At 68.8% G+C, this 23,192-nt stretch carries 20 protein-coding genes; 8 read left to right on the forward strand and 12 right to left on the reverse strand.

Annotated features, from left to right (window positions below):
* Position 1: 1 nt before the first annotated feature.
* The 5 genes from ABD810_RS29215 to ABD810_RS29235 all read right to left on the reverse strand — a co-directional run bounded on the left by ABD810_RS29215 (position 2) and on the right by ABD810_RS29235 (position 5,039).
* On the reverse strand, positions 2–769 hold the full coding sequence (locus ABD810_RS29215) for a CDP-alcohol phosphatidyltransferase family protein (protein ID WP_344947533.1): 768 nt from the start codon (positions 767–769) through the stop codon (positions 2–4).
* Positions 747–1,787 (reverse strand): iron-containing alcohol dehydrogenase family protein, encoded by a 1,041-nt coding sequence (locus ABD810_RS29220; protein WP_344947855.1) that lies wholly within the window; start codon positions 1,785–1,787, stop codon positions 747–749. The genes ABD810_RS29215 and ABD810_RS29220 overlap by 23 nt, the downstream gene beginning before the upstream one ends.
* A gap of 76 nt (positions 1,788–1,863) precedes the next feature.
* Positions 1,864–2,598 carry a phosphocholine cytidylyltransferase family protein gene (locus ABD810_RS29225; protein WP_344947858.1) on the reverse strand — a complete coding sequence of 245 codons (735 nt, stop codon included), beginning with the start codon at positions 2,596–2,598 and terminating at the stop codon, positions 1,864–1,866.
* A 141-nt stretch (positions 2,599–2,739) separates the two neighbouring features.
* The gene (locus ABD810_RS29230; RefSeq protein ID WP_344947536.1) at positions 2,740–3,363 is read right to left on the reverse strand and encodes a DUF5941 domain-containing protein; all 624 of its coding nucleotides are present in this window, start codon (positions 3,361–3,363) and stop codon (positions 2,740–2,742) included.
* 2 nt (positions 3,364–3,365) lie between these two features.
* Positions 3,366–5,039, reverse strand: a complete 1,674-nt coding sequence (locus tag ABD810_RS29235; protein WP_344947539.1) for a CDP-alcohol phosphatidyltransferase family protein — start codon at positions 5,037–5,039, stop codon at positions 3,366–3,368.
* Positions 5,040–5,322: 283 nt separating this feature from the next.
* Between ABD810_RS29235 and ABD810_RS29240 the strand changes: the two genes are divergently transcribed.
* Positions 5,323–6,735: an SDR family NAD(P)-dependent oxidoreductase gene (locus tag ABD810_RS29240; RefSeq protein ID WP_344947542.1), complete on the forward strand. Its 1,413-nt coding sequence runs from the start codon at positions 5,323–5,325 to the stop codon at positions 6,733–6,735.
* Positions 6,736–6,815: 80 nt separating this feature from the next.
* A complete protein-coding gene (locus ABD810_RS29245) occupies positions 6,816–8,591 on the forward strand; it encodes a CDP-glycerol glycerophosphotransferase family protein (protein WP_344947545.1) in 1,776 nt (591 codons plus the stop codon).
* On the opposite strand, the gene ABD810_RS29250 is transcribed toward ABD810_RS29245, so the two are convergent.
* Positions 8,588–9,610 carry a glycosyltransferase family 2 protein gene (locus tag ABD810_RS29250; RefSeq protein ID WP_344947548.1) on the reverse strand — a complete coding sequence of 341 codons (1,023 nt, stop codon included), beginning with the start codon at positions 9,608–9,610 and terminating at the stop codon, positions 8,588–8,590. The genes ABD810_RS29245 and ABD810_RS29250 overlap by 4 nt on opposite strands.
* Positions 9,611–9,710: 100 nt before the next feature.
* Between ABD810_RS29250 and ABD810_RS29255 the strand changes: the two genes are divergently transcribed.
* Positions 9,711–11,171, forward strand: coding sequence for an LCP family protein (locus ABD810_RS29255; protein ID WP_344947551.1), 1,461 nt, complete (start codon positions 9,711–9,713; stop codon positions 11,169–11,171).
* 29 nt (positions 11,172–11,200) lie between these two features.
* Here the strand turns inward: ABD810_RS29255 and ABD810_RS29260 are convergent, their stop codons facing one another.
* The 3 genes from ABD810_RS29260 to ABD810_RS29270 all read right to left on the reverse strand — a co-directional run bounded on the left by ABD810_RS29260 (position 11,201) and on the right by ABD810_RS29270 (position 13,831).
* On the reverse strand, positions 11,201–11,869 hold the full coding sequence (locus tag ABD810_RS29260; protein WP_344947554.1) for a hypothetical protein: 669 nt from the start codon (positions 11,867–11,869) through the stop codon (positions 11,201–11,203).
* A gap of 105 nt (positions 11,870–11,974) precedes the next feature.
* The gene (locus ABD810_RS29265; protein WP_344947557.1) at positions 11,975–12,805 is read right to left on the reverse strand and encodes a phosphoribosylaminoimidazolesuccinocarboxamide synthase; all 831 of its coding nucleotides are present in this window, start codon (positions 12,803–12,805) and stop codon (positions 11,975–11,977) included.
* A gap of 87 nt (positions 12,806–12,892) precedes the next feature.
* Complete coding sequence (locus ABD810_RS29270) at positions 12,893–13,831, reverse strand: NAD(P)-dependent oxidoreductase (protein WP_344947561.1); 939 nt, start codon at positions 13,829–13,831, stop codon at positions 12,893–12,895.
* Between the two features lie 266 nt (positions 13,832–14,097).
* Here ABD810_RS29270 and ABD810_RS29275 point away from each other — a divergent pair, with 266 nt between their 5' ends.
* Genes ABD810_RS29275 through ABD810_RS29295 form a run of 5 tightly spaced genes read left to right on the forward strand, consistent with a single transcriptional unit; the run spans position 14,098 to position 19,773 of the window.
* Entirely contained in the window at positions 14,098–15,114 is a 1,017-nt protein-coding gene (locus ABD810_RS29275) for an Ldh family oxidoreductase (protein ID WP_344947564.1), read from the forward strand.
* A gap of 58 nt (positions 15,115–15,172) precedes the next feature.
* Positions 15,173–15,544 (forward strand): ACT domain-containing protein, encoded by a 372-nt coding sequence (locus ABD810_RS29280; protein WP_344947567.1) that lies wholly within the window; start codon positions 15,173–15,175, stop codon positions 15,542–15,544.
* A 20-nt stretch (positions 15,545–15,564) separates the two neighbouring features.
* Entirely contained in the window at positions 15,565–18,177 is a 2,613-nt protein-coding gene (locus ABD810_RS29285; protein ID WP_344947570.1) for an NACHT domain-containing protein, read from the forward strand.
* Positions 18,174–18,599 carry a hypothetical protein gene (locus ABD810_RS29290; RefSeq protein ID WP_344947573.1) on the forward strand — a complete coding sequence of 142 codons (426 nt, stop codon included), beginning with the start codon at positions 18,174–18,176 and terminating at the stop codon, positions 18,597–18,599. The genes ABD810_RS29285 and ABD810_RS29290 overlap by 4 nt, the downstream gene beginning before the upstream one ends.
* Before the next feature lie 7 nt (positions 18,600–18,606).
* Positions 18,607–19,773 carry an aminotransferase class I/II-fold pyridoxal phosphate-dependent enzyme gene (locus ABD810_RS29295; RefSeq protein ID WP_344947576.1) on the forward strand — a complete coding sequence of 389 codons (1,167 nt, stop codon included), beginning with the start codon at positions 18,607–18,609 and terminating at the stop codon, positions 19,771–19,773.
* A gap of 127 nt (positions 19,774–19,900) precedes the next feature.
* Here the strand turns inward: ABD810_RS29295 and ABD810_RS29300 are convergent, their stop codons facing one another.
* The 3 genes from ABD810_RS29300 to ABD810_RS29310 all read right to left on the reverse strand — a co-directional run bounded on the left by ABD810_RS29300 (position 19,901) and on the right by ABD810_RS29310 (position 23,101).
* Positions 19,901–21,010: a serine hydrolase domain-containing protein gene (locus ABD810_RS29300; protein WP_344947579.1), complete on the reverse strand. Its 1,110-nt coding sequence runs from the start codon at positions 21,008–21,010 to the stop codon at positions 19,901–19,903.
* 214 nt (positions 21,011–21,224) lie between these two features.
* Positions 21,225–22,454, reverse strand: coding sequence for a sensor histidine kinase (locus ABD810_RS29305; RefSeq protein WP_344947582.1), 1,230 nt, complete (start codon positions 22,452–22,454; stop codon positions 21,225–21,227).
* On the reverse strand, positions 22,451–23,101 hold the full coding sequence (locus ABD810_RS29310; protein WP_344947585.1) for a response regulator transcription factor: 651 nt from the start codon (positions 23,099–23,101) through the stop codon (positions 22,451–22,453). The genes ABD810_RS29305 and ABD810_RS29310 overlap by 4 nt, the downstream gene beginning before the upstream one ends.
* Positions 23,102–23,192: the final 91 nt, after the last annotated feature.

Raw genomic sequence — 23,192 nt, forward strand, 5'->3', positions numbered from 1 at the left:
CTCACGCAAGCCGCCTCGACGCCAGGATGCTCACGAGATGGAGAATCGTCTGCAGCCCGGCGAACACGGCACACGCGATGACCAGCACCTGGGTCGCCGTCAGGCCACCCGCCACCGCGTCCCACAGGGCCGCGAACACGGCGATGATCGACAACTCTACGGCCTGTATCACCCGGTGGAAGCGCAGCGCCGCAGCGGCCTTCCTGGCCATGCGCAGCCGCGGCGACTGGAACTGCTCGGCCGCCGCCTCCGTGGTCGCCGCCAGGCCCGAGCGGGCGCGGGCGACGTCGACCAGGTCGGTCTCCGACTTGATCAGGATGGCTCCGAGCGCCGCCGCGAAGCCGAGCACGGTGTACCAGTCGGGCAGCGTGGCCGAGGCCCGGAACCCGAGCCCGATCAGCAGGGCCGCCTCGGCGAAGTAGTGGCCGACCCGGTCGAGGTAGACCCCGGTGATCGAGGTGCGGGCGGTCCACCTCGCCAGCTCGCCGTCGGAGCAGTCGAGCAGCAGGTAGACCTGGATCAGGACGGCGGCCGCGACGGCCGCCCACAGGCCCGGCAGGGCCAGCACCACGCCGGCGAGCAGCCCGGCCACGATCATCAGGCCGGTCACCTGGTTGGGCGTGATCGGTGTGCGGGCCAGCGCCCACGTCACGTAGATCGACAGCTTGCGCATGTAGAGCGCGCCGGCCCAGTGCTCGCCCGAGTTGCGTTGCATGGTCGTGTGCGGCTGCGCGACCGCGCGCAGCTCAATGACCGAGGGCCCGGACATATTCCTCCACCCGGTCGCGCACTTCGGCCTCGGAGAGGCGCAGGTGCTCGAGAATCGTGTAGCGCCCCGGACGGGTCGACGGCGCCAGCATCACCGCGGCGGTGAACTGCTCGGCCGTCAGCCCGACATCTCCGGGAATGACAGGAAGGTCGTGGCTGCGCAGGCAGTCGGAGACCAGCGACAGCCGGTGCTCGTCCTCCCGCAGGAAGAAACAGAAGGCCGCCCCGATGCCGGCGATCTCGCCGTGGTTCGAGGAGCCTGGATAAAGCTGATCCACGGCATGCAGGATCTCATGATCCCCGCCACTGCTGGGACGGGACGATCCCGCGACGACCATCGACATGCCCGACAGGATCAGCGATTCGGCCAGAACCGTGAGAAACGCGTCGGACTCGATCGAGTCGCCGCGCCCGAGCACGGCCTCGGCGCTGGTGCGCGCCATGGCGACCGCCAGGCCGTCGATGGGCTCGCCCCGCTCCATGTTGCCGAGCTGCCAGTCCTCGATGGCCGACAGGTTGCTGATCACGTCGCCCACGCCGGACCGTACGAGGGAGGGGGGCGCGCCGTGCACGAAGTCGAGGTCGACCAGGATCGCCAGCGGCATCGGGACCCCGAACGACCCCTTGCCGCCCTCGTGCTCCAGCGAGGAGACGGGAGAGCAGATGCCGTCGTGGGAGAGGTTGGTCGCCACGGCCACCATGGGGATGCCGGCCAGCGACGCGGCGTACTTGGTCACGTCGATGGTCTTGCCACCGCCGATGCCCACCACGGCTTCGTACGCGCCCTTGCGCAGGTCGGCGCCCAGGGAGACGGCCGAGTCGACCGAACCGTCGGGGACGCGGAACACCTCCGCCTCGCCCAGCGTGGGCTCGATCATGCTGGAGATGTGGTCGCCCTGCCCGGCGCCGACCGCGACCGCGACGCGGCCGGAGGTGGCCACGCGGCTGTCGGCGAGCAGCGCCCCGAGCTGCGCCACCGCGCCCCGGCGGACCTCGACGGTCAGCGGGGCCATGAGCATTCGCGCTAGAAGGGGCATGCGTTCTCCCGGACCGTGATCGTGACGCTGACCAGCCGTGGGCCCGAGGGCGGCGCGACTAGTAGGTGCACGCGATCTCCCGGGCCTTGGCGAGGTCGTCGTGGTTGTCCACTTCGACCCAGGCGACCTTGCCGATGGGAGCGACGGCGATCTTCTCGCCGCGGGCCACCATCTCGCCGTACCCGTCCTCGTAGTAGAGCTGGGGGTCGCGCTCGAAGGTGGCCTTCAGCGCGTCGGCGAGGCGCTCGGCGGCTCCCGGGCGGATCAACGTGGCGCCGATGTACTCGCCGTAGGCCTCGGCCGGGTCCATGAGCTTGGTGATCCGCCGGAGGTGGCCCGCCTCGTCGAGCGTGACCTTCATCTCCTCGTCGGCGAGCGACTTGACGTTGTCGACCGCGAGGAGGATGTCGCCGGTCACCGGCGCGTCGAGCAGCGTGCGCTCGACCGAAACCGGGTGGACGGTGTCGCCGTTGACCAGCAGCGCCCCCTCGGAGAAGTGGTCGCGCGCGCACCACAGGGAGTAGGCGTTGTTCCACTCCTCGGCCTTGTCGTTGTGCACGAGGGTGAGCTTGACGTCGTGCCGCCGCTCGAGCTCCGCCTTGCGGTCGTGCACCGCCTGCGCGGCGTAGCCGATGATGACCACCACGTCCCGCAGGTCGACCGCCGCGAGGTTCCGCAGGGCGATGTCCAAAATCGTGGTCTCTCCGTCGACCGGCACGAGCGCCTTGGGCAGCGTGTCGGTGTACGGCCGCAGGCGTCTTCCGGCCCCGGCGGCCAGCACCATTCCCAGCAACGTGCACTCCTCAATCAAGCCTGAATCCGTTGGCCAAAGGTTAGTTGCCTACAGGTGGTGATCGTGTAATCCGGAGTTCACCTATTCCATAACAAGACCAATCGTTGGCAATGAGCCCATGGGCCGGTGCGGCCGTCACGGTCAGTCCTGCCCGCCGAGATCGGCCGCCTCGACCCCGGATCGGGGCGCGGCGAGCCAGCAGGTGACGCTCTCCCAGCAGAAGAGCCCCGTGAGGTACAGCGCGAGCAGGGCGAACACGGGCACGACCACGCCGAGCAAGGTTCCCATGGCGACCACCAGCATGCGGCCCTCCCAGCCGAGACCGGCCGAGGCCAGCCAGGCGGGCGGGTAGACGTGCTGCCGGCACCGGTACACGACGTCGTAGTGGTGGAACAGGATCGCACCGAGCAGGGCGAACAGCAGCGCCTTCGGCATGTCCCAGGCGAAGCCCACACACGCGATGAAGCCGTACTCCGTGATCCGCAGGATCGGTGGCACCAGCCAGTCGAGCCGCCCGTCATGCGGGTGGGAGCTGCCCGGACCCGCCAGCAGCAGCGCGACGGCGGGCGCGAAGACCGACGGACCGTCGGCCCCGGCGACGCCGAGGAACAGCATCACCCCTGTGACGAACGCTCCGGCGACCGCGGGCGGCAGCGGGGGAAGCTGGCCCGCCACGAGCAGGCCCATGCCGCGCGCCAGCACCCCGTCGTCGCGATAGGTCACCACGGAACTGCGCGGCACCGGCGCCATGTGCACCCTGGTCATGATCATAGAGACCTCGCGATCCGGCCGGTCAGGGTGTACAGCGCCGCCAGCCCGCCCCAGGCGAGCAGCGCCAGGAAGGTCACCCGCGCGTTGAACAGGGCCGCGGTCACCGCGATCAGCACCATGCGCTCGCCGATGGGCAGAACGATGATCTTCTTCAGCCACCGGGACATGGTGTTCCTGTCGAGGCGCGCGGAGAGCCGTACGACCGAGCCGCCGTCCGCCCGGCCCGGCCCCGCCGGAGCCGGCGCGACGGCCAGGCCGGACACGCCCGGCTTCCAAGGCCCGCCCGGTGGATCACGCCGGAGCGGGACGGACCGCCCGAGCGATCCCCCGTGCCCGGGACGCTCCCAGACCGGACCGGTGCCCGCCGCGTCCGCACGGGCGGCGGCGTAGCAGAAGTCGATCATGTGGCGGATCGCCTGGACCAGCATGGCCGCCACCGCCAGGGCCCAGACGGCGCCCGGCCCCAACGGCCCCTGGTCGAGGCCGCCCGCATATCCGATGGCGAGCCCGACGTAGACGACGTACTCCTTGACGCGGTCGAAGGTGGCGTCCAGCCAGGCCCCGAGGGGCGAGAACATGCGGGTGTAGCGGGCGAGCTGGCCGTCCACGCAGTCGAGGACGAAGGACAGGTAGAGCAGGACCGCGCCCGCGACCTGCGCGCGGCGCTCGCCGGCGGAGAAGGCGACGGCCGCCAGGCCCGCCAGCCCGACGGAGAGCCCCGTGACGGCGTTGGGCGTGAGCCCTAGCCTCGCCGCGAGCCGCACCACATGCCCCGACCACGAGCTGACGAGGTAGGTCGCGACGAAGCCGTCGTCGGATTTGACGGCCGCCTCCAGGCGGGCGCGGTTCTCGTCGACATCCCCCAGCCGGATGATGGCGGCGTCGGCGCCGGGCTGGTCGGTGACCCTCTGGCAGTGCAACCGCCCGAGCGGCGCGGCCCGTACGGGCACGCCGACGCGCACGAGGCCGGCGAGCAGCAGGTCGGCCACCTCGGTGTCGCCCGCATCGCCGAGGCGCCGGTCGTGGACCAGGTCGGCGAGCTCCTCGGCGACCTCGGCCAGGCCGGGCAGATCAGGCTCGCCCACGTGGAGCACCCCGCGGAAGCCTCCGTTGGCGCCGGTCACGGTGTGGAAGGAGTTGCCCGCGGCGATCACCCGCCCCCGCTCCGCGCGGATCGGCGGGCACGCCAGGCCCGTTCCTTCGCGTCCGGCGGACTCAGGGGAGACCAGCGCCCCGGTGCCACGGGCGGGATCGGCCAGGAGCAGGGCGAGAGCCTCGGTGTGGGCCACCAGGTCGCCGGGGAGCACGGCCACCGGTCCCGAACCGGCCCGGGCGATCGCGGCCACCGCCCGCAGGTCTCCGGCGAGCCCGAGGCTTTCGGTCACGTCGGGCGCGGTCTCGGCGACCAGCACGGCTGGACGGGCGGGCAGCGCGGGCAGGCGTGAGGCCCTGGTCAGGATGTGCAGCCGGGGAACATGTAGCGTGGCGAGCTGCCGGGCCAGCCGGTCGGCCAGGGTGCCCTCGGCACACGCCAGGCCGCTCGCCGGGATGGTGGCGAGCACGATGGCGACGGCCGGCGCCTTCCTCTCGGAGGGCTCGGCGGGAGGCTTGGTGGACGTGGACGGCTTTCTGGGAGGCCTTGGAGGAGGAGGGTACGCGGAGTCGGGCAACCGGGGTCTCCTTCCGCGACCAGGGATCGTCCACCCCGCAAAGTAACCGAGCCGTCACACGCCTTGCAATCCCATCGGCACCTCGCCGGGCGCGCCGCTGGTCAGCGCCACCGCGCCGCCACGGGCCGCGCTCACCGGGGAGCACCCCCGGTGACGGAACGTTATCGGGTCCACGCCCGGTGACGCGGTGCAATCGCCGGACCCCACGCCGGTGACGGGGTGCCGCCGCCGGGTAGTGATCAGTAGGGTCAGCCGTGAACGAGTCACTGAAGGAAGACATACCTTGGCCGCACTGGAACCACGCCTGCGGACCGTCGGAGTGGTCCTCGCCGGCGGAATCGGGCAACGCGTCGGGCTGAACACCCCGAAGCAGCTCCTGAAGATCGCCGGGCGCACGATCATCGAGCACACGCTCTCCATCTTCAACGGGGCGCCCGAAATCGACGAGATCGTGGTCCTGATGGCGCCCGGCTTCACGGCCGAGGTCGAGCAGATCGTCAAACGCTGCGGCTTCCACAAGGTGAGCAAGGTGGTCGAGGGCGGGGCGAGCCGCACCGAGTCGACCTGGCGGGCCCTGCAGGCGCTGGGCACCGAGGAGTGCGACGTGCTCCTGCACGACGCGGTCCGCCCGCTGCTGGAGCCGCGCATCATCTCCGAGTGCGTCGAGGCCCTGAAGACGTACTCGGCGGTCGACGTGGCGATCCCCTCGTCCGACACGGTCGTGGTGGCCGTCCCCGGTCCCCGAGGGGAGATCATCCGCGACATTCCCGACCGGTCCCGCCTGCGGCGCGGCCAGACCCCGCAGTGCTTCCGGCTGTCGGTGATCAGGGAGGCGTACGAGCGCGCCTTCGCCGACCCCGACTTCGAACGGCAGCCCGCCACCGACGACTGCGGCGTGGTGCTGCGTTACCTGCCGGACGTCCCGATCTACATCGTGCCGGGCAGCGAGCACAACATGAAGGTCACCCACCCGGTCGACGTCTACATCGCCGACAAGCTCTTCCAGCTCTCCTCCAACACCGCGCCGCTGCCCGCGAGCCCGGCCGCCTACCAGCGGGCGCTCATGGGCAGGACCGTGGTCGTCTTCGGCGGCAGCTACGGCATCGGCGCCGACGTCGTCGACCTGGCCGGCGAGCACGGGGCCAACGTCTACTCCTTCTCCCGCAGCCAGAACGGCGTCCGCGTGGAGGACCCCGCCGCGGTGTCGGACGCCCTGGACCACGCCGCGAAGGAGAGCGGCCGGGTCGACTACGTGATCAACACCGCGGGCGTGCTCCACATGGGCAAGCTCGGCGAGGTGGACGACCTCACCGTCGAGGAGACCCTCGGCGTGAACTACCTCGGCCCGGTCAACATCGCCAGGGCCGCCATCCGCCACCTGCGCGAGACCCGGGGCCACCTGCTGCTCTACACCTCCTCGTCCTACACCAGGGGCCGCGCGGACTACAGCCTCTACTCCTCCACCAAGGCGGCCGTGGTGAACCTCACCCAGGCGCTCGCGGACGAGTGGGCCGAGTATGGCGTCCGCGTCAACTGCGTCAACCCCGAGCGCACCGGCACGCCCATGCGCTCCCGGGCCTTCGGCGAGGAGCCGCCCGCCAGCCTGCTGTCCCCGCGCGCGGTCGCCCAGACCTCCATCGACCTGCTCATCTCCGATCTGACGGGCCAGGTGATCGACGTACGCCGCACCCCGTGAGATCGGCGCGCACCCCGGGTACAAGACCACCAACGTGGGACCGGACCGGGGGGCCGTCTATGGGGTGGGTGCGTCGGAACATGCGTGGAGCGATCCTCGCCGGAGTGCTCCTGCTGTCCTTCCCGGCGCTGATGGTCACCGCGCTGTATCCGCTGCCGGTGGCGTTCGCCCTCGTCGTGACGGTGTCGTACGGAGCCGAGGTGGCGGCCGGCCGCCTGGCGCGGCCCGTGCTCGACCGGCTCGGCCGCGTCCACCTCGGGCTCAGCGTGCGCTTCCTGGCCCGTGAGATCGCCGCGGTGCTGCTCGTGGCCCGTACGGCCGGCGCCGGCTCGCGGTGGTTCGTCGTCCTGTGCGGCGGGCTCCTGCTCGTTCACGCGCTGCGCGTGCTGCGGGCCGGCCTGGCGCTGTACCTCGACCGGTGCCTGAACCGCATGCCCGTGACGACCAGGAACATCGAGGCGCCCGAGTTGCGGAGCCGCGCCGGGCCGCCGCGAGGCCTGGCCGGCCGGTGCGGCGCGCGGCTGTTCTCCATCGACGTCCTGCCCGTGGGCGCGATCGCGGCGGGCGCTCTCACCGGCGGAGGCGCGTCCGGCCCCTACAGCGCGGCGCTGGGCGGCGCGGGCCTAGGCGCGGCCGTCGCGCTCCAGGCCACCGCCGTGCTCGTGCTGCTGCTGCACGCGTGGCGGGCGGCGCCCCTGTCGAACCGCGACCGTGTCATCGCGGCGGTCGACCGGCGGGTCCAGGCCTACCGCCCTGAGGTGATCTTCTACTTCTCGGGCCCGCCCACCGCCCTCTACCAGGCCACCATGTGGCTGGACACGCTGGCGCGGCTCAGCCGTCGCACGATCATCGTGCTGCGGGAGCGCGAGCTTCTCCCGCTGCTCGGGCCGACGTCGCTGCCGGTGCTGTGCGTGCCGTCGGCGATCGACCTGATGAACCTGCGAGGGCTGGACAGCGCCCGCCTCGCGCTCTACGCGTCCAACGTCGGCAAGAACATCCACCTGCTGCGGGTGCCGGGCCTGCGCAGCGTCTTCGTCGGTCACGGCGACAGCGACAAGGAGGCCTCGTTCAACCCGTTCTCCAAGGTCTACGACGAGGTGTGGGTCGCCGGCCCCGCCGGGCGCGACCGCTACCTGCGCGCCCAGGTGGGCGTGCGCGACGAGGACATCGTCGAGGTGGGCCGCCCGCAGCTCTCGGGGGTCAGGGAGAGCGGGCCGGGCCTTCCGGCCGTCAGCGTGCTCTACGCGCCCACGTGGGAGGGCTGGACCGACGACCTGTTCCACACCTCGCTGATCACGATGGGCCCCCGGCTCGTCCGCGCCCTGCTCGCCCACGTGCCGGCCGTACGACTGATCTACAAGCCGCATCCGCTCACCGGCGAGCGCGATCCCCGGGCCGCGACGGCCCACCGGAAGATCGTGGAGATGATCCGGGCGGCGTCCCCACCGGGTGACGGCGCGGGCTCGCACCAGGTCGTGACCGGCCCCGAACCGCACCTGTACGACTGCTTCAACGACTGCGACCTGCTGATCAGCGACATCTCCAGCGTCGTCGCCGACTTCGTCGCGAGCGGCAAGCCGTACGCGGTGACCAACGTGGCCGGGATGGCCGGGCACGTCTTCCGCGAGCGGTATCCAAGCGCGGAGGCGGCCTACCTGCTCGGCCCCGACCTGTGGGAGCTGCCCTCGATCCTCGCCCAGCCACGGCACCTGGGCGGGGACGAGCTGGCCGGGGCCCGGCGCAGGATGAAGCACTACCTGCTCGGGCCCGACCATCCTGACGCGATGACCCGGTTCGACGAGGCGGTGAACCGGGCCCACGATATGGCCACGCTCAACGGCACGCTGCGGCTCTAGACCCCTCGGGGCGGCTTGCCGAGGCTCGGCGGGCTGGTGAGGAAGCCCCATCCCCAGGAGATGTGCATGGTCGCGTACACCAGCGGCAGCCGCGCCAGAGCGCTGGGGGACAGCCCCCGGCCGGTGAGCACCGAGCCGGCGAGGATCGCCAGGATGTACGCCCCGGGGACCAGCAGGCCCGGCCAGAAGAACGGCGACACGACCAGGCCGAGCAGCATCGCCACGACGGCGATCGGCGGGGCGAGGTAGCGCAGGTTGATCGTGCCTTCGTGGGTGCGCGCCACGACCCTGCGCCAGCGGCCGTAGTGGAAGTACTGCTTGGCGAGGGCCTTGACCGTCGGCCGGGGCCGGTAGGAGACGCGCATCCGGGGCTGGAACCACACCAGGCCTCCGGTCTCGCGGATGCGGTGGTTCATCTCCCAGTCCTGGGCGCGCTGGAAGTGCTCGTCGTACCCGCCGACGCGCTCCAGCGCCTCGCGGCGGAAGACCCCGAGGTAGACGGTGTCGGCCGGGCCGGCCTGACCACCGGTATGGAAGCGCGCGTTGCCCACGCCGATCTTGGAGGTCATCGCGCGCGCCACGGCCTGCTCGAACGGCGTGACGCCCTCGGCGGCCATGATGCCGCCGACGTTGTCCGCGCCGGTGCTTTCGAGCGTGTCCACGGCCACCTGGAGGTAGTCCTCCGGGAGCATGGCGTGCCCGTCGACGCGGGCGATGATCCCGTTGCGCGACGCGCCGATGGCGGCGTTGAGCGCGTGGGGGGTGCGTCCGGTGGGATTCGGTACGACGGTCACGCGGGGGTCCTCGGCCGCGAGGGCGTCGGCAACCTCCTGCGTGCGGTCATGGGACGGGCCTACGGCGAGGACGACCTCGATAGGCCCGTCGTAACGTTGGGCGAGCACCTGCCGCACGGCCTCACGCAGGTGGCGCTCTTCGTTGAGCACCGGCATGACGACCGAGATCGGCGGCCAGACTCGAGTGGTCTGGCTGGTTCGGGGCGAGTCGGGGAACTCCTTCATGGCGGCGCTCACGCTACTGTACGAGCGGGTGGGGACGGCAACCCACGGGCGATGAAACGTCCTCACCGGTGAGCGTTCCTTGCCTGAGGGGGGCACCGCGATGAGTGACGACGCCTCTGGTGTCCACGTGGGCGGCGACGCGTACGGCGGGGTGCGGCTGTCACAGCGGCGCTCCAAACGCGCCCGGTCGAGTGTCCGCACACTGATGGTGACCGGTGCGCTGTCCAGCGCCGTGCTGCTCGGATCCGGAGTGCTGTGGTTCCTGTCGACCTACGCCACGAGCCAGCTCAAACAGGTCAACGCCGGCACCGCAGGGTCGGACGCCCGCGGTGCCATGAACATCCTGCTCGTCGGCGTCGACAAGCGCGACGACCTCACACGGCAGCAGCAGAACCAGCTCCACCTGGGCCGCGAGGTGGGACAGCGCAGCGACACGATGATGGTCATCCATCTCTCGGAGGACCATTCGAAGATCACGGTGGTCAGCCTCCCCCGCGACAGCTGGGTCGACATCCCTGGCAAGGGCGCCCACAAGATCAATTCGGCCTACTCCCTCGGCGGCGCCCCGCTGGCCGTCCGCACCGTGCGCAACGCCACGGGGCTGACCATCAACCACTACGTCGAGGTCAACGTGCTCGGGTTCATCAACGTCGTGGACGCCCTCGGCGGCGTCTCGGTGTGCACTCCCGTCGCGATCAACGACCAGCACACCAAGTTCCAGCTCCAGCCGGGCACGTACGAGCTCGACGGGGTCAAGGCGCTGTTCTACGCGCGCACCCGCGCCACCGCGCGCTCCGACCTCGACCGCATCGACCGGCAGCAGCAGGTCATCTCGGCCCTGCTCCAGCGGGCGCTCAGCGGCGGCACCCTCGCCAACCCCGCCAAGCTCGGCGGCCTGGTCGGCTCGACGCTCAAGACCCTGACCGTCGACGAGGCCCTCGCCAAGGACCTGCTCGGGCTCGCGAACCAGCTCAAGGACGTCTCGACCGACGACGTGGCCTTCACCACCGTCCCCCTGGCGGATGTGAACTACACGGCGCCCACCGGGGAGTCGGCCGTCCTGTGGGACAAGACGGCCTCCCGCGACCTGTTCAGGCGGATCGCGGCGGACGAGCCCCTGGTCAAGCCCACCTCCGCCAAGAGCGCCTCCCCGACGCCGTCCGCGAGTTCCTCGGCGGCGGCGCTGACCGTTCCGCCCGCGCGCATCGCGGTCCGGGTGGTCAACGGCACGGCCATCACGGGCCTTGGCGCGCGCACGAAGACCGACCTGCAGAAGGCCGGGTTCCAGGTGCCGTCCGCGCCCGGCGACACCACCCCCCGCGACCACGTCGACACCGTGGTCCGCTACCCCGCCGGCCGCGAGGACTCCGCCCGCACCGTCGCCGCCGCCATCCCCGGGGCTCAGCTGCGCGAGGCGGACGTGCCGGGCATCGAGGTCATCGTCGGCACGAAGTACTCCGGCGCGAAGAAGGTCACCGTCAAGCCCACCCCCGCCACGACCCCCACGGCCACCGGCGCCCCGGTCGCGAAGACGGCCACCCAGAACATCTGCAGGAAGTAGCGCTGACGCCAGGGCTGTGGTGACGGCGGTCAGGCCAGGGCGGGTGCGTCGGGGCCGCCGGTCACGGAGGTCTCGTCGGCGAGGTCCCCCTGCGCGAGCCGCCATCCGGCAGGGGCGAGGGCGAACCAGTAGCACGCGGCGCCCACCGGGATCAGGTCGAGGTCGACGGCCATCAGCGCCGTGCCCAGCACGATCGCCACGGGGCCCCAGACGCCGCCCTTTCGCGGGCTCGCCACCGCATGCATGACGACGAGGCCGAGCAGGCCGACGTAGAACAGCACCGGTCCCACGGTGTAGAAGGCGGCCTTCACCCCCGCGTACGCCTGGACCTGCTGGAAGAGCTCGTTCATCTCAGGACGGTCGGCGGCGCGCAGCCCCACGACGAGGTCGATGACGACCTGACCGGCCGTCGCGCATGTTCCGAGCAGGGCGATCACGGTGCTCGCGCCGGCCGTGAGCCGCAGGCCCGTGACGCGGTCCGCCACCGTGCGGTACAGGCCGAGGATGACGACCCCGAACAGCGAAGTCCCGATGAGGAAGGCCGCGTGGCCGGTCGTCCAGGCGACACCTGGACCCCGGCTCCCGTCGAGCCCGTCCAGCAGCCGGATGACGCCGTAGGCCAGCAGGAACAGAGGGGCGGCGACGAACGACATCCCGGTGAAGACGTCACGGGGGGTGGGGAATGACCGATTCGACATGCTTCGATGATGGGCCGCGCACCGGCCCGCCCCCATCAGGGATGACCCCACCCCGACCCTGGCGCCTCCCCCACCCCCACCCCGGGACCGGGCGGGTGCCTGGAATCACCAGGATTCGCCGGTGAGGGCCTCGTATGCCTCGACGTAGCGCGAGCGCGTGGCGTCGACGATGGCCTCGGGCACCTCGGGCGCGGGCTCCTTCTTGTCCCATCCGGTGCCGACGGCCCAGTCTCGGACGAACTGCTTGTCGAAGGCGTACTGCGGGCGGCCCGGCTCCCACTGGGCGGCGGGCCAGAACCGCGAGGAGTCGGAGGTCAGGACCTCATCGCCCAGCAGCAAGGCGCCGTCGGCAGCCCGGCCGAACTCGAGCTTGGTGTCGGCGATGATGATGCCCCGCTCGGCGGCGAGCTCAGAACCGCGGCGGTAGACCTCCAGGGTGAGCCGCCGCAGCTCCTCGGCGGTCTCGGCACCCTCACGCGTGGCCACGTCGTCGTAGGTGATGAACTCGTCGTGAGCGCCGAGCGCCGCCTTGGTGGTCGGCGTGAAGACCGGCTCGGGCAGCTTGGAGCCCTCCATCAGCCCTTCCGGAAGCGCCACCCCGGACACCGAGCCGCTCGCCCGGTACTCCTGGAGGCCCGACCCCGCCAGGTAGCCGCGTGCGATGCACTCCACCGCGACCATGTCGAGCATGCGGCAGCGCACGGCCCGGCCGGCGAACTCCTCGGGCACGTCGGTCGCCGAGATCACATGGTTGGGGACGACGTCCGCCAGCTGGTCGAACCACCACAGCGAGAGCCGGGTGAGTATCTTCCCCTTGTCGGGGATCGGGGTCGGCAGGATCACGTCGTACACCGAGATGCGATCGGACGCCACGAGGATGATGTCCCCCCGGTCCTCGTATACGTCCCGGACCTTTCCGGAGTGGAGAAGCTTCACCCTGCCCCCTGATCTTCCCGTTACGACCGGTCACCAGGCTACCGCCGGCCCTCGGCCCTCCCTGGATCGGGACCGGTGACACCCAGCTCAGGGGTCGACCACGTTGATCGGGGCGTCGGCGACGCACGACCGCAAGGTCTGTTCCAGCTCATTGAAATTGCGGTGAATGGCGTGTTCTGTGAACCACGCTATGCCTGTGGTGACCAGAGCCGCCGGAAGCGAGACCAGCCTGGACCTGACCGGATCGCTCACATCGTCGAGGATGGCGCCACGGATCCTGCCGGAGGCCAGCCGATCCGCCAAGGCCTGCTCGTCCAGCACGCGGGCGCGCGAAACGTTCGCCAGTATCGCGTGCCGCGCGAGCAGATCGAGCTCGGCTCCGGAGATCAGATGATGGGTCGCGGCCGAATACGGGACCTGTATCGACACGTAGTCGGCGGACCGCAGGACCTGCTCCAGAGAGGCGATCTTCACTCCTGGGACGGGCCCGCCCGACCGGTTGCACCCGAGCACCGTCATCCCGAGGGCGGCCGCCCGCTTGGCGATCTGACGGCCTATGGTTCCTACGCCCACGAGACCCAGGGTCGACTTCTCCAGACCGCGGCCCAGGAATGGATGGTAGACGTGCGACCTGCCCAGCTTCGCCTCGGCGTTGGACGCATTCATCGCGCGATCTGCGACTATCAGCGCGCCGATGACATACTCCGCCACGGACGCGGCACTGTAAGAGGGGCAGTTGGTCACCACAATGCCATGCCTACGGGCGGCTTCGACGTCGACGTAGTCCGCAGCCGTGGTCACAAGACATAGATAACGCACGCTGCCGAGGCGGGAAATCAGCCCTTCATCGAACAGCGTCCACTCGGCGACGGCGATCTCAGCGCCACGCAGGCGACGTACGACCTCGTCGGGGCCCGGCATCCCGTTCATCACATTGAACTCGCAGAACTCACGGACTCGTGCCAGGAATTCGGCCGGCAGGACCGTCGGCTCGTCGACCCATACGACACGTGGACGCGATGACACATGCTCATCTCGACGAGCAGGCTGGACCGTCACGCTCCAGTTTCACATGGGGAAGCGGCGCAGTGAAGGGGCCGATATCGGTAGCACCGAAACTCGCATTTAGGATGATTAACTCACTGTTACCTTTTTTCGCCATCCACGCTATCGCCGGCCGCCCCATTTCCCGACCTCCGACGTCCGTGGTGGTGCTGTAGCTTGCGTCTCTGACCAGCAGGGCAGATAATCGACGCGACCTCTGCCGTTACCGCACCTTTCGATGTCGAACCATGCAGGAGGACAGCGTGCGGACATCTCTAGACGAGCTCAAGCAAATGATGCGGCAGGTTCTGAGCTCGCGCGGGATAACCGGAGAGGACGCCGAATTCGTCATTGACGACCACGTCGATGCCGAATTGGAGGGAAGACCGACTCACGGCCTGGGCAAGTTCCTCCTCATTGACCACGCACTCGATAATCGTCAGGGCGGGTCCGAAGTCGTGTCCAGCGTCGGATGCCTGATGATCATTGATGGGCATCGCGAGATCGGGCAGCTGGCAGCGAGGTTCGCTTCCCTCAAAGCCGCCGACCTGGCCCGCCGATGCGGCGTCGGGCTGGTCACGCTGCGCAATTTCGGCAGATTCGGACGGCTGGCCCCGTACTCGCGCATCATTGCCGAGACCGGAATGGTCGGCATCGTGCTCAACAACGCCGGACCGCCGGCCGTCGCCCCCTTCGGCTCGCGCAATGCCATTCTGGGCACCAATCCCATTTCCTTCGGATTCCCTTCGGTGACCACCCCGGTCGTGATCGACTTCGCCACATCCAAAAAGGTCTGGGGAGAAATCAGGCAGGCTACGCTGAGCGAGAGCCAGCTGCCACGAAACGCCTTCCTCGATGGCAACGGAAATGAGACGGTCGAGCCCGCACAGGTCGACGCCGTTCTGCCGTTCGGTGAGCACAAAGGGTCTGCCCTCTGCCTGGCCATCGAGCTTCTCGCGGGCACGGTGGCGGGCGCGGCGATGGGCGGCCAGGTCGACGACGAGTATTCGCTGGGAGCGATGTTCCTGGCGGTCAATCCAGTCAGCGGAGCGCATCATCACGTCAGCGCACTGGTCGATGAGATCGTCGCCAGCATACCCATGCAGGGCGCCGACAATGTGCAGGTCCCTGGCCAAGGGTCCCTGCGCCGTAAGGGCGAAGGACTCCAGCGGGGCTGGCTGGATGTCGCCGACTCCACGTACAAAACGCTGTCGACCATGGCCAAGGGCGGGACAGGACTCACGTCGAGCCTGCTTTCGAATTGACATTGAAGGAGTTGCCGACGTGTCCGTAGATGACGTCATCAATACGAGCTCATATTCCATGCTGACCTCGAAGTACTGGATGTGCCAGGAGAAGGAGCCTGCGGGCCCATCACCCCGTACTGGACATGACGTATTCTTCGGCATGATCGACGACCCCGACGAACGTACGTTGATCTTCGCGTCGGAGCAGGAGCCAGAAGGATTTCCTGGGGACGGCTATGGACCGCTCACCGCATTCCGCATCAGGACCAGTCGTCCTTTCGCCGCGCCTGGGTTCCTGGCCGCGTTGTGCGCGGCGATCGCGGCCACGGAATCCAGTGTCCTGGTCATGTCCACCTTCACGTTCGACTACATCTTCGTACGCCAGGAGCGTTCCGAACTTGCTCGGGAGGCGTTGGAAGGCCGGGGGCTCCGCGTTGAAAGTCCGTAGAGGGTGCGCAGAGGTGATGAATGTCGAGTTCGATTGATGGGGCGGTCAGTCGATATCGGCAGTGGCTTCTCTCCGAGCTGACATCGGACGACCACGGCCGCCTGTTCCCGCTCCGTTTCAAACTGGCCAGGAGATCGGGCCACCGCGTCTCCCGGCTGAGCCGGGAGCCGGATGGCCACAACGCCTTCTCCTTCGACGAACTCATCGCGTCGGCCGCCGGGGCACCGATCGTGGTCACCGGCGATCCGGGGTCAGGAAAGACCACCCTCCTGGAGTCCTTCGCCCAAGAGAGGCTGGAGAACGGAGATCCCGTTTTCCTGTTACGCATGGGACTGTGGTCACGCCACCGTCCCATCGTCGAGCAGCTGGCGGGGCGGCGACTTAGTGCCGCAAATGCCACGCGGGTCCTACGCCGAGGAGATTGCTGGGTCCTGTTCGACGCGCTGGACGAGGTGCGCGACCACGACATCGACGCCGGATTCCAGGCGATGCTGGACTTCCATGCGCTCTTTCCACGGTGCCGCATCATCTCCAGTTGCCGAGGGGCGCAACTTCCCGCCTGGGCGGCGCTGCGGCTCCATGCCGCCACCCTGCAGCCGCTGAGCCCGGCCGATGTCGAAACGGCGCTACAGGAGGCCGCCCGAGATTCCGCAATGAGCGAGCTGCCGCTTGCCCTGCGCGGCGAGCTGAAAGAACTGTGCCGGAACCCCCTGGTCCTGTCGATGACGCAGGAACTACTACTCGCCGGGCACGACAGCGTTCTGCAGATCTCCTCGCCGAGCCAGATCTACGATCTGTTCATCACCCTCATAGACGCCCGTGAGCGTGGGAGACGCCCCATCGACTCGGCCATGGAGCGTCGATTCATCGGCGGCGGCAATCTGAAACTACTCGGATTCGTCGCCTGGAAGATGCTGGAGGGCATGCAGGCCTCGGCGAGCGAGGAGCAGCTCGCCGAATGGCTTGAAGAAGCACTGGACGACCCCCGCTGGTCCTGGTTCGGGAGCGGCGAGTCCTCCCCCGCGGAATTGCTCGCGGTTCTCATGACCCGGGCGCCTCTGAAGCAGATCCCATCACCGGTCGGGGGACATCCCCAGATCGGCTTCATGCACCTGACGTTCCGCGACGCGCTGGCGGGTCGGCATCTCAGGCTGACCATGAAGACGGCCGGGTCACATGATGCTCTCGTCGAGATCCTCTTGGACGAGCGCCGCCGGTTCTGGGGACCGCTCACCTTTGTGGTGGGGACCGAGGAGCTCGCCGGCAGGACTTCCCGTCTCACCGTGGACGTCGCGTTCCAACATGGCCGCCAGGAGCTTCTCGTACTGGCCGCGCAGGCCGTCGCCGATCGCTGGGACATCGATTCCGGAGAGATCGGCGATCTCTCCCTCAGCATCCTCGAGGCGTTCAAGAACTGGGACCGGCCCTTCGACTACGAACTTGTCCGGGCAAGCCGGGGACTGATCCAGAGGCTGGACCAGTCCTACCCCGTGCGCCTACGCGAGGACCTTGTCTATTTCGCCGACAAGTACGCTCCCGTCGTCCCACAGGCGTTCGTTCTCACCTCCGTCAACGCCCTGCTCGCCCTTCTCGACGACGAGCGTCACGACGTGGTGATCAATGCCCTGTACACCCTGGCGTCCTCCGCCTACCGTTCTGACGCGCAGCGGGAGGAGGTGGCCCTGGCGATCGTCCTTCGACTTCCCGGTTGGGGCGGTGACGTCGCGGATCAGGCCGTCGCGGCGCTCAAGGACCTGGGTGCCGTCTCGTGCCTTCCGACGTTGCGAGCGGTGGCCCAAGACGCGAAATCCCAGCCGCGGTCACGGGCGTTCGCCGCGAACGGGATCGCCCAAATGGGCGACCAAGGCGACCTGGAGCTTCTCAAAGGGCTGCTGTTCGACAGGCGATTCCGATACCGCGACTCGGCGTCTTGGTCTCTGCAGCTCCTCGCCCGGCGCATACTCCCGCATCGCCCTGAATTGCGCCAGGAGATCGTTGGAATCTACCTGTCGGCCTTGCTGAGCGAGCCGGACGACCTGCCCGGCCGATACGCGAAGGGGAACATCCTCTATTCCCTCGGGATACTGAAGGCGCGCGAGCGTCGCGAGGCGATCGAGAGCTTCATACTCAGCGAGCGAGAGGCCTATGTGATCGAGGACGGAATCTACGCCCTCGGCCTTCTCTGCGACCCCGGCTCGGAACACATACTGCGCGGCCATCTCAGGCACACCGATCCCGCCATACGTTTCAAGGCGGGCGAGTCGTTGCTCGCACTCCATCGCGCGCGCCGTTCCGATGCTCGTCTCCTGCGCACCGACACGTACCGAATTGTATGCAGAATGGGCGAGGCCATCGAGGCCCGGCTGACGACAGCGGAGACGACCGACCTCGGCATGGTGGCCGCGATGCTCCACCGTGGCCCGGTGAAGACGGACAGCCTCCGGGAGATCTTTCACATCCACTCCGAGCAGCAGGATGCGGTTCAGCGAATCTTCGACAGGGGATTGAGCAGCGGCCTGCTCCGGACGCGACCGCGTTTCCTCGATCACGGGTCCACGCATGAGGTACGAATCAGCAGGGAGGACGCGGACGCGCTCCGTCACCTGTGCGAGAAGGGGAGCTCCGAGTTGTGACTTCTGCAGCGGGCGGCGATTTAGTGGATCTACTGGGAGCTCTGTACACATGCATCAGCATCATCATCGTCTTCGAAGTCCTGATGCTCCAAATGTGGCTGCAGGAAGCGCTGAGCCTCGACAATCTGGCATTCGATGTCGATGAGCAGTCCATGGTCGGGACGTTGGAACGACGGCGCGTCGTCGAGCGGATCGTAAGGCACCGGGCCAAGTTCCCTAAGATCCAGTTGCTGGCTCTGTCGATCGGATTGACGGCCATCCTGGCACTCGCCGCCGTGCTGGCCGCGAACATCCGCGAGTTGCCCCCGGTCTTCACATTCGGCCCGGTCGTCATCCTCGCCCTCACGTACTTCGGAGTCGCCGGCGCGATCTGGCGTCAGGGATTCGCGATATTACGACTCGCCGTGCGCCGTTTGGACTGAGATCGTATTGGCTGACGACTACAGGGACAGCGCCGCATGGACGCTCACCAAATGGGAGACGCTCGGTTTGGAGAGGGTCTTCAACCTGGCCGACGGACATGCCCAGCACCCGTTATCGAAAGAGGAGCTCGATTTCGTTTTCACCCTGCATTCGGCGCTGACCGATCCGACGTCCAGACCTCAGTCGCAGTATGAGAGGGACTTCGTCGACGCCTTCTTTCGGCTCGCCGCCCAGACACCTCCGGCGGAGCGGCCCTTGTTTCATTATTCCAGCTCGACCTCCCTCGACGTGACGGCGAAAGCGATCCGATCGGCGGGCTTGGCGGACGCGGCGATAATCTGTCCCACGTTCGATAATATTCCGCTTCTCATGCGGCGGAACGGATTGCACACCACGCCCGTCCGGGAGCCGGACATCTGGCTCGACGAGGTGTATCGACGGGAAGTGCTACGCCGCTGCGATGTGATTCTCCTGGTCGTGCCCAACAACCCGACCGGATACGTGCCGGATCGCGATTCCTTTCACCGGGTCTGCCAGGACTGCGCGAGCCACGGCAAGGTTCTCATCGTGGATTTCAGCTTCAGATTGCTGTCGTCGCTTCACCGGTGGGATCAGTACGCCATCGCGCGGCGAACAGAGGGGTTGCGTTACATCTTCATCGAGGACACCGGGAAGATCTATCCGCTCAAGGAACTGAAAGTCGGTCTCGTCTCCTCAAGTGGAGGTCTCGCTTCCACGCTTCGCATCGTCAGCGAGGAGATCGCTCTCAATGTTTCCCCGTTCGTGCTCCAGGCGCTGGCGGGGTTGTTCGACATCGACCGGCGCCGGGCCGGTCCGGACAGGGAGCGCGTGCTGGTCTGCTCAGAAGTGGTGCGGGCCAACCGCGCTTATCTGCGGGCGAGACTCGGCGGAATACCGATCACGGTGGAGTCGCCCGCCTCCGACATCAGTGTCGAGTGGCTGCGACTCCAGTCGGGGAGCGCCACCGCGCTCTGCGCCCGCCTGCTCGCCACCGGGGTCGCGATACTGCCTGGTCATCCGTTCTTCTGGGATCGGAGCGACCACCAGGACGGTCATGTCCGCGTTGCCCTCGCCCGGGATCCCCACTACTTCGCGGCCGGCGCCACGCTACTGGTGCAGCAGATCGCCCGACTAGCGTCCGAATCCGGCTAAGCCCCTGGTGGCACGTCGTAGAGGTGATCCGTGGCGTCGACGCCGAGGTTCAGGACCCGCCCGAGGGCGGCGAGGACCTGGTCGGAGGGGCCGAGTTCCCGGCTCTGCTCCAGACGGCGCTTGCCGGTTACGAGACGGGGTTCCGGGAGGTCGGCGGGCAGAAGCTCGTCTCGAAGAGCTGGGCGAAGGTCTCCAGGAAGTCGTTCCAGTCGCCGTTCAGGTTGCTCACCAGCGTGCGGGTGCCCTGGCGGTCGCCCATCGCGTACGACATCGAGCCGTGGATGTAGCCGCCGCCGCCCCAGAGCGTGACCCCGCACGGGAGCTTCTGGGAGTAGACGCCGAGGCCGTACCTGGTGTTCGGTACCCAGTCCGAGCCCTCCGTCGAGACGGTGGTGAACATCTCCTTCTGCTGGGCGGGCGGGAGGAGGTGGCCGCGCAGCAGAGCACCCAGGAACCGGTGCAGGTCCGAGGTCGTCGATACCATGCCGCCGGCGGCCCCGGCCCAGCTCAGGTCCATCTCGGTCACGTCGTGGATCTCCGCGTCGGGACCGCTCTCGCCCAGCTTGGAGTAGTGGCGGGCGTGCGGCTCGCGCATCGTGTTGTCGGTGCCCGGGAGGTAGGTGCCCGTCAGGCGCAGAGGGCGGACGATGCGGCGCTCGATCTCGTCCGCGAGGGTCGAGCCTGTCGCACGCTCGACGATCATTCCCGCGAGGTTGTAATTGATCTTGGAGTAGATGAAGCGCTTCCCGGGCTCTTCGGGGCTCGGGGTCTCCTGGCCGAGGACGGCGTCGGGGAGTCCGCTGGTGTGGTTGAGCAACCGCCTGACGGTGATCTTGGTACCGTCCGCGCCGAGGTACTCCTCCACCACGCCCGGCAGCCACTTGGCCACCGTGTCGTCCAGGGTCAGCTTGCCTTCCGCCGCCAGTCGCAGGACCACCGTGCCGGTGAACGCCTTGGTGAAGCTTCCGATGCGGAAGTGCTCACCCGGTTGGCGCTTGCGACCGGTGGTCATGTCGGCCACCCCTGCCGCACCGAACCACGGTGACGTGTGGCCGTCTCTGATCTCGGCGACGATCCCGGGGCCGCCGCCGTCGGCCACGGCCTGGTCGAGCACGCGCCGGATCTTGGCGTGGCCCCGGTCGCGGTCGGCCGCGAAGGCGGCGGGGGTCATCATGGCGGTCCCTGCCACGGTCAGAGCGACGGCGAGCAGGCCTGCGTGGGCGCGGAACATGGACATTCTGCCTCCTTGGGCATGGAAGAAAGGTCCGAGGGAGTGGGGCCGGGCATGGCCATGCCGGGAAAGGCCGTGCCGTTAGAGCGCGAACGTGAGCTCCCGGGAGATGGGGAGATCGCTCGCGGACACTTAAGCAACACTAGTTGACTAATCTCAAACTAGTCAACCGGAGTTGCTTATCTGCTCCCCATGTTCGTCGCCCGTGCACACGGGACGTTCAGGGGCACCGTGTCGGAATCAGGTCGCTCGGCTCGGCGGGTGTGGGCAGGGGGTTTCCCGTCGGCAGCGTGATGGCGACGGTCAGCCCGCCTTCGGGGTTCGGCGCCGCCGTGACCGTGCCGTCGTGCGCGTGCACGATGGACCTGACGATGGCCAGGCCCAGACCGGTCGATCTGGAGCCCGCGACGCGGTCGGAGACCAACCGCTGGAACGGCTCGAACAGCCGGTCGACCTCCGCCGGGGGGATGTCGTCGCCACTGTTGCGTACCGTGACGACGGCCCGATCTTCGAGGCCGCCGACCGTCACGTCGATCCAGCCGCCTGGACGGTTGTACCGGATCGCGTTGTCCACCAGGTTGCGCACCAGGCGTTCGAGCAGGACCGGGTCGCCGTCGACGGGAACGGGGCGCAGGTCGGTGGTGACGTTCAAGCCGGCGCGCTCGGCCTCGTCGTCCGCCTCGCTCACCGCGACGGCCGCGGCGACCGCCAGGTCGTACGGCTCGCGGGCGATGACGCCGCTGTCGCTGCGGGCCAGTGCCAGCAGGCCGTCCAGCAGGCGTTCGGCCCGGTCGGCCGCGGTCAGCACGCGGTGCGCCATGGCCTCCCACTGGGCGGGCGTGCTCTCCCGCTTGGCCAGCAGCACCTCGGCGCCGGTGCGGACGATCGCGAGCGGGGTACGCAGCTCGTGCGAGGCGTCGGCGACGAACCTGCGCTGGCTGCTGAAGGAGGCCTCCAGCCTGGCCACCATCTCGTCGAAGGTATCGGCCAGCTCTTTGAGCTCGTCGCGCGGCCCGGTGAGCGCGACGCGCTCGTGCAGCCGGTCCTGGGAGATCCGCCGGGTGGCGGCGGTGAGCGTCCGCAACGGCCGGAGCATGCGCCCGGCGACGACCCAGGACACACCGAGCCCCAGCATGGCGGTGACCCCCAGCCCGATCGCCGAGGTCCCGGCGGTGTTCAGAAGCGTGTCGGCACGCAACCGGGCGATCACGGCCTGGTCGATCCGGTAGGCGCTGACCTTCTGTTCCAACGCCGACGGGTCCGCCGCTTGGGGGGGATCCTCGATCATCGCCGCCATCTCGGCCGGGGTCGGGTCATGGATGTTGTCGTAAAGGCTCTGGTAGAGCAGCGCGTAGTTGAGCGCGAGGAGCCCCGCGCAGGTCGCCACGAGCACGACCGCGTACACGAGGGTCAGCCGCAGCCGGATCGACGGGTGCCGGCGCGGCCTCACAGCCGGTACCCCGCGCCGACGACGGTCTCGATCAGCGGCGGGTCGCCCAGCTTGCGGCGCAGCCGGGCGATGGTGACCCGCACGGTCGCGGTGAACGGGTCCGCGTGCTCGTCCCACGCCCGTTCGAGCAGGTCTTCTGCGCTGACCACGACGCCGTCGGCGCTCATGAGGATCTCCAGCACGGCCAGTTCCTTCGTGGTCAGCGGGATGATGCGGCCGTCGCGGGTGACGACGCGCCGCGCGGTGTCGAAGGTCAGGCCGGCGCGCCGCAGCACCCGTGGGGCGTTGTTGGCCCGGCGGGCCAGCGCGCGTATGCGCAACACCAGCTCGTCGAACACGAACGGCTTGGGCAGGTAGTCGTCGGCGCCGAGGATCAGGCCGGCGACCCGGTCGGCCGCCTCACCCGCCGCGGTGAGCATGAGAATCCGGGCATCGGTGCCGCCCGCGGCCAACGCGGTGCACACCTGGTCGCCGTGCACGAGCGGCAGGTCACGGTCGAGCACGACCACGTCGTAGCGGTTCGCGCCGGCCTTGTGCAAGCCGTCGAGCCCGTCGGCCGCGAGGTCGACCGCGATGCCCTGATCGCGCAGCCCGTCGGCGACCTGTTCGGCCAGCAGTATCTCGTCCTCGATCAGCAGCACTCGCACCCGTACATCCTCCTTGACCGGCAGTCTCCGTGATCGGGCATAACACCGGTGTTACACGCGCTGTGACGGTGGCGTTGCCGGCTTCCTGCTC

The sequence above is a fragment of the Sphaerisporangium flaviroseum genome (genome assembly GCF_039537005.1).
In the GTDB taxonomy this organism is placed as follows: Bacteria; Actinomycetota; Actinomycetes; order Streptosporangiales; family Streptosporangiaceae; genus Sphaerisporangium; species Sphaerisporangium flaviroseum.